The sequence below is a fragment of the Streptomyces noursei genome (assembly GCF_001646665.1).
GTDB classification, from domain to species: domain Bacteria; phylum Actinomycetota; class Actinomycetes; order Streptomycetales; family Streptomycetaceae; genus Streptomyces; species Streptomyces lavendulocolor.
Genome location: NZ_LWBU01000148.1, coordinates 1 through 5,220, shown reverse-complemented (window position 1 = coordinate 5,220; position 5,220 = coordinate 1). Strand labels below are relative to the sequence as shown.

At 57.3% G+C, this 5,220-nt stretch carries 2 rRNA genes; both read left to right on the top strand.

Annotation, left to right across the window (positions count from 1 at the left end):
• Positions 1-249: 249 nt before the first annotated feature.
• Positions 250-1,777: ribosomal RNA gene (locus tag A4V12_RS12090) — 16S ribosomal RNA — on the top strand.
• Between the two features lie 300 nt (positions 1,778-2,077).
• A 23S ribosomal RNA gene (locus tag A4V12_RS12085) occupies positions 2,078-5,199 on the top strand.
• The 16S and 23S rRNA genes sit together here, the layout of an rRNA operon.
• The last annotated feature ends 21 nt before the right edge of the window (positions 5,200-5,220 follow it).

Genomic DNA, 5,220 nt, shown 5'->3' with positions numbered 1-5,220 from the left:
TGGAAACACGAAAGACCGAAGGGAAGCGCCCGGAGGAAAGCCCGAGAGGGTGAGTACGAAGGAAGCGTCCGTTCCTTGAGAACTCAACAGCGTGCCAAAAATCAACGCCAGATTAGTTGATACCCCGTCCATCTTCGGATGGTCGAGGTTCCTTTGAAGAAAACACAGCGAGGACGCTGAGAACCGAGGAGACTATTCCTCTCCTCCGGTTCCGCTCAACGCGAGTGTCAACCCGATTACGGGTAAACATTCACGGAGAGTTTGATCCTGGCTCAGGACGAACGCTGGCGGCGTGCTTAACACATGCAAGTCGAACGATGAACCCGCTTCGGTGGGGGATTAGTGGCGAACGGGTGAGTAACACGTGGGCAATCTGCCCTTCACTCTGGGACAAGCCCTGGAAACGGGGTCTAATACCGGATACGACCACTGAGGGCATCTTCGGTGGTGGAAAGCTCCGGCGGTGAAGGATGAGCCCGCGGCCTATCAGCTTGTTGGTGGGGTAATGGCCTACCAAGGCGACGACGGGTAGCCGGCCTGAGAGGGCGACCGGCCACACTGGGACTGAGACACGGCCCAGACTCCTACGGGAGGCAGCAGTGGGGAATATTGCACAATGGGCGAAAGCCTGATGCAGCGACGCCGCGTGAGGGATGACGGCCTTCGGGTTGTAAACCTCTTTCAGCAGGGAAGAAGCGAAAGTGACGGTACCTGCAGAAGAAGCGCCGGCTAACTACGTGCCAGCAGCCGCGGTAATACGTAGGGCGCAAGCGTTGTCCGGAATTATTGGGCGTAAAGAGCTCGTAGGCGGCTTGTCGCGTCGGATGTGAAAGCCCGGGGCTTAACCCCGGGTCTGCATTCGATACGGGCAGGCTAGAGTGTGGTAGGGGAGATCGGAATTCCTGGTGTAGCGGTGAAATGCGCAGATATCAGGAGGAACACCGGTGGCGAAGGCGGATCTCTGGGCCATTACTGACGCTGAGGAGCGAAAGCGTGGGGAGCGAACAGGATTAGATACCCTGGTAGTCCACGCCGTAAACGTTGGGAACTAGGTGTTGGCGACATTCCACGTCGTCGGTGCCGCAGCTAACGCATTAAGTTCCCCGCCTGGGGAGTACGGCCGCAAGGCTAAAACTCAAAGGAATTGACGGGGGCCCGCACAAGCAGCGGAGCATGTGGCTTAATTCGACGCAACGCGAAGAACCTTACCAAGGCTTGACATATACCGGAAACGGCCAGAGATGGTCGCCCCCTTGTGGTCGGTATACAGGTGGTGCATGGCTGTCGTCAGCTCGTGTCGTGAGATGTTGGGTTAAGTCCCGCAACGAGCGCAACCCTTGTTCTGTGTTGCCAGCATGCCCTTCGGGGTGATGGGGACTCACAGGAGACTGCCGGGGTCAACTCGGAGGAAGGTGGGGACGACGTCAAGTCATCATGCCCCTTATGTCTTGGGCTGCACACGTGCTACAATGGCCGGTACAAAGAGCTGCGAAGCCGTGAGGCGGAGCGAATCTCAAAAAGCCGGTCTCAGTTCGGATTGGGGTCTGCAACTCGACCCCATGAAGTCGGAGTTGCTAGTAATCGCAGATCAGCATTGCTGCGGTGAATACGTTCCCGGGCCTTGTACACACCGCCCGTCACGTCACGAAAGTCGGTAACACCCGAAGCCGGTGGCCCAACCCCTTGTGGGAGGGAGCTGTCGAAGGTGGGACTGGCGATTGGGACGAAGTCGTAACAAGGTAGCCGTACCGGAAGGTGCGGCTGGATCACCTCCTTTCTAAGGAGCACTTCTCACCAGCTTCGGCTGGTCAGAGGCCAGAACATCGGCGAATGTCCGATGCTGGTTGCTCATGGGTGGAACGTTGATTATTCGGCACGGTTGGGTGAGGTCACTAGTACTGCTTCGGCGTGGAACGTGAATCTGATCGGATCGTGTCGGGCACGCTGTTGGGTGTCTGAAGGTACGGACTTCGTTCCTTATCTTCGCGATGCCGGCCCCAGTGAACCGGACCTTAGGGTGCGGGTGATGGGTGGCTGGTCGTTGCTTGAGAACTGCACAGTGGACGCGAGCATCTGTGGCCAAGTTTTTAAGGGCGCACGGTGGATGCCTTGGCACCAGGAACCGATGAAGGACGTGGGAGGCCACGATAGTCCCCGGGGAGCCGTCAACCAGGCTTTGATCCGGGGGTTTCCGAATGGGGAAACCCGGCAGTCGTCATGGGCTGTCACCCGCTGCTGAACACATAGGCAGTGTGGAGGGAACGAGGGGAAGTGAAACATCTCAGTACCCTCAGGAAGAGAAAACAACCGTGATTCCGGGAGTAGTGGCGAGCGAAACCGGATGAGGCCAAACCGTATGCGTGTGATACCCGGCAGGGGTTGCGCATGCGGGGTTGTGGGATCTCTTTTTCACAGTCTGCCGGCTGTGAGACGAGTCAGAAACCGTTGATGTAGGCGAAGGACATGCGAAAGGTCCGGCGTAGAGGGTAAGACCCCCGTAGCTGAAACATTGACGGCTCGTTTAAGAGACACCCAAGTAGCACGGGGCCCGAGAAATCCCGTGTGAATCTGGCGGGACCACCCGCTAAGCCTAAATATTCCCTGGTGACCGATAGCGGATAGTACCGTGAGGGAATGGTGAAAAGTACCGCGGGAGCGGAGTGAAATAGTACCTGAAACCGTGTGCCTACAAGCCGTGGGAGCGTCGGATGCAAGCTTGCTTGCATCTCGTGACTGCGTGCCTTTTGAAGAATGAGCCTGCGAGTTTGCGGTGTGTTGCGAGGTTAACCCGTGTGGGGAAGCCGTAGCGAAAGCGAGTCCGAACAGGGCGATTCAGTAGCGCGCTCAAGACCCGAAGCGGAGTGATCTAGCCATGGGCAGGTTGAAGCGGAGGTAAGACTTCGTGGAGGACCGAACCCACCAGGGTTGAAAACCTGGGGGATGACCTGTGGTTAGGGGTGAAAGGCCAATCAAACTCCGTGATAGCTGGTTCTCCCCGAAATGCATTTAGGTGCAGCGTCGTGTGTTTCTTGCCGGAGGTAGAGCACTGGATAGGCGATGGGCCCTACCGGGTTACTGACCTTAGCCAAACTCCGAATGCCGGTAAGTGAGAGCGCGGCAGTGAGACTGTGGGGGATAAGCTCCATGGTCGAGAGGGAAACAGCCCAGAGCATCGACTAAGGCCCCTAAGCGTACGCTAAGTGGGAAAGGATGTGGAGTCGCAGAGACAACCAGGAGGTTGGCTTAGAAGCAGCCACCCTTGAAAGAGTGCGTAATAGCTCACTGGTCAAGTGATTCCGCGCCGACAATGTAGCGGGGCTCAAGCGTACCGCCGAAGTCGTGTCATTGCAGTACATACCCCCAACGGGGACTGTGATGGGTAGGGGAGCGTCGTGTGCCGGGTGAAGCAGCCGCGGAAGCGAGTTGTGGACGGTTCACGAGTGAGAATGCAGGCATGAGTAGCGATACACACGTGAGAAACGTGTGCGCCGATTGACTAAGGGTTCCTGGGTCAAGCTGATCTGCCCAGGGTAAGTCGGGACCTAAGGCGAGGCCGACAGGCGTAGTCGATGGACAACCGGTTGATATTCCGGTACCCGCTTTGAAACGCCCAATATCGAACCAGGCGATGCTAAGTCCGTGAAGCCGCCCCGGAGCCTTCGGGCAAAGGGGAGTGGTGGAGCCGACGGACCAGACCTGTAGTAGGTAAGCGATGGGGTGACGCAGGAAGGTAGTCCAGCCCGGGCGGTGGTTGTCCCGGGGTAAGGGTGTAGGCCGTGTGATAGGCAAATCCGTCACACATTGAGGCTGAGACCTGATGCCGAGCCGATTGTGGTGAAGTGGATGATCCTATGCTGTCGAGAAAAGCCTCTAGCGAGTTTCATGGCGGCCCGTACCCTAAACCGACTCAGGTGGTCAGGTAGAGAATACCGAGGCGTTCGGGTGAACTATGGTTAAGGAACTCGGCAAAATGCCCCCGTAACTTCGGGAGAAGGGGGGCCATCACTGGTGAGAGCACTTGCTGCTCGAGCTGGGGGTGGCCGCAGAGACCAGCGAGAAGCGACTGTTTACTAAAAACACAGGTCCGTGCGAAGCCGTAAGGCGATGTATACGGACTGACGCCTGCCCGGTGCTGGAACGTTAAGGGGACCGGTTAGCTCTGTTTCGACAGGGCGAAGCTGAGAACTTAAGCGCCAGTAAACGGCGGTGGTAACTATAACCATCCTAAGGTAGCGAAATTCCTTGTCGGGTAAGTTCCGACCTGCACGAATGGCGTAACGACTTCTCGACTGTCTCAACCATAGGCCCGGTGAAATTGCACTACGAGTAAAGATGCTCGTTTCGCGCAGCAGGACGGAAAGACCCCGGGACCTTTACTACAGTTTGATATTGGTGTTCGGTTCGGCTTGTGTAGGATAGGTGGGAGACTGTGAAGCTTGGACGCCAGTTCAGGTGGAGTCGCCGTTGAAATACCACTCTGGTCGTGCTGGATGTCTAACCTGGGTCCGTGATCCGGATCAGGGACAGTGTCTGATGGGTAGTTTAACTGGGGCGGTTGCCTCCTAAAGAGTAACGGAGGCGCCCAAAGGTTCCCTCAGCCTGGTTGGCAATCAGGTGTTGAGTGTAAGTGCACAAGGGAGCTTGACTGTGAGACCGACGGGTCGAGCAGGGACGAAAGTCGGGACTAGTGATCCGGCGGTGGCTTGTGGAAGCGCCGTCGCTCAACGGATAAAAGGTACCCCGGGGATAACAGGCTGATCTTCCCCAAGAGTCCATATCGACGGGATGGTTTGGCACCTCGATGTCGGCTCGTCGCATCCTGGGGCTGGAGTCGGTCCCAAGGGTTGGGCTGTTCGCCCATTAAAGCGGTACGCGAGCTGGGTTTAGAACGTCGTGAGACAGTTCGGTCCCTATCCGCTGTGCGCGTAGGAATATTGAGAAGGGCTGTCCCTAGTACGAGAGGACCGGGACGGACGAACCTCTGGTGTGCCAGTTGTTCTGCCAAGGGCATGGCTGGTTGGCTACGTTCGGGAGGGATAACCGCTGAAAGCATCTAAGCGGGAAGCCTGCTTCGAGATGAGTATTCCCACCTCCTTGAGAGGGTAAGGCTCCCAGTAGACGACTGGGTTGATAGGCCGGATATGGAAGCCCAGTAATGGGTGGAGTTGACCGGTACTAATAGGCCGAGGGCTTGTCCTCAGTTGCTCGCGTCCACTGTGT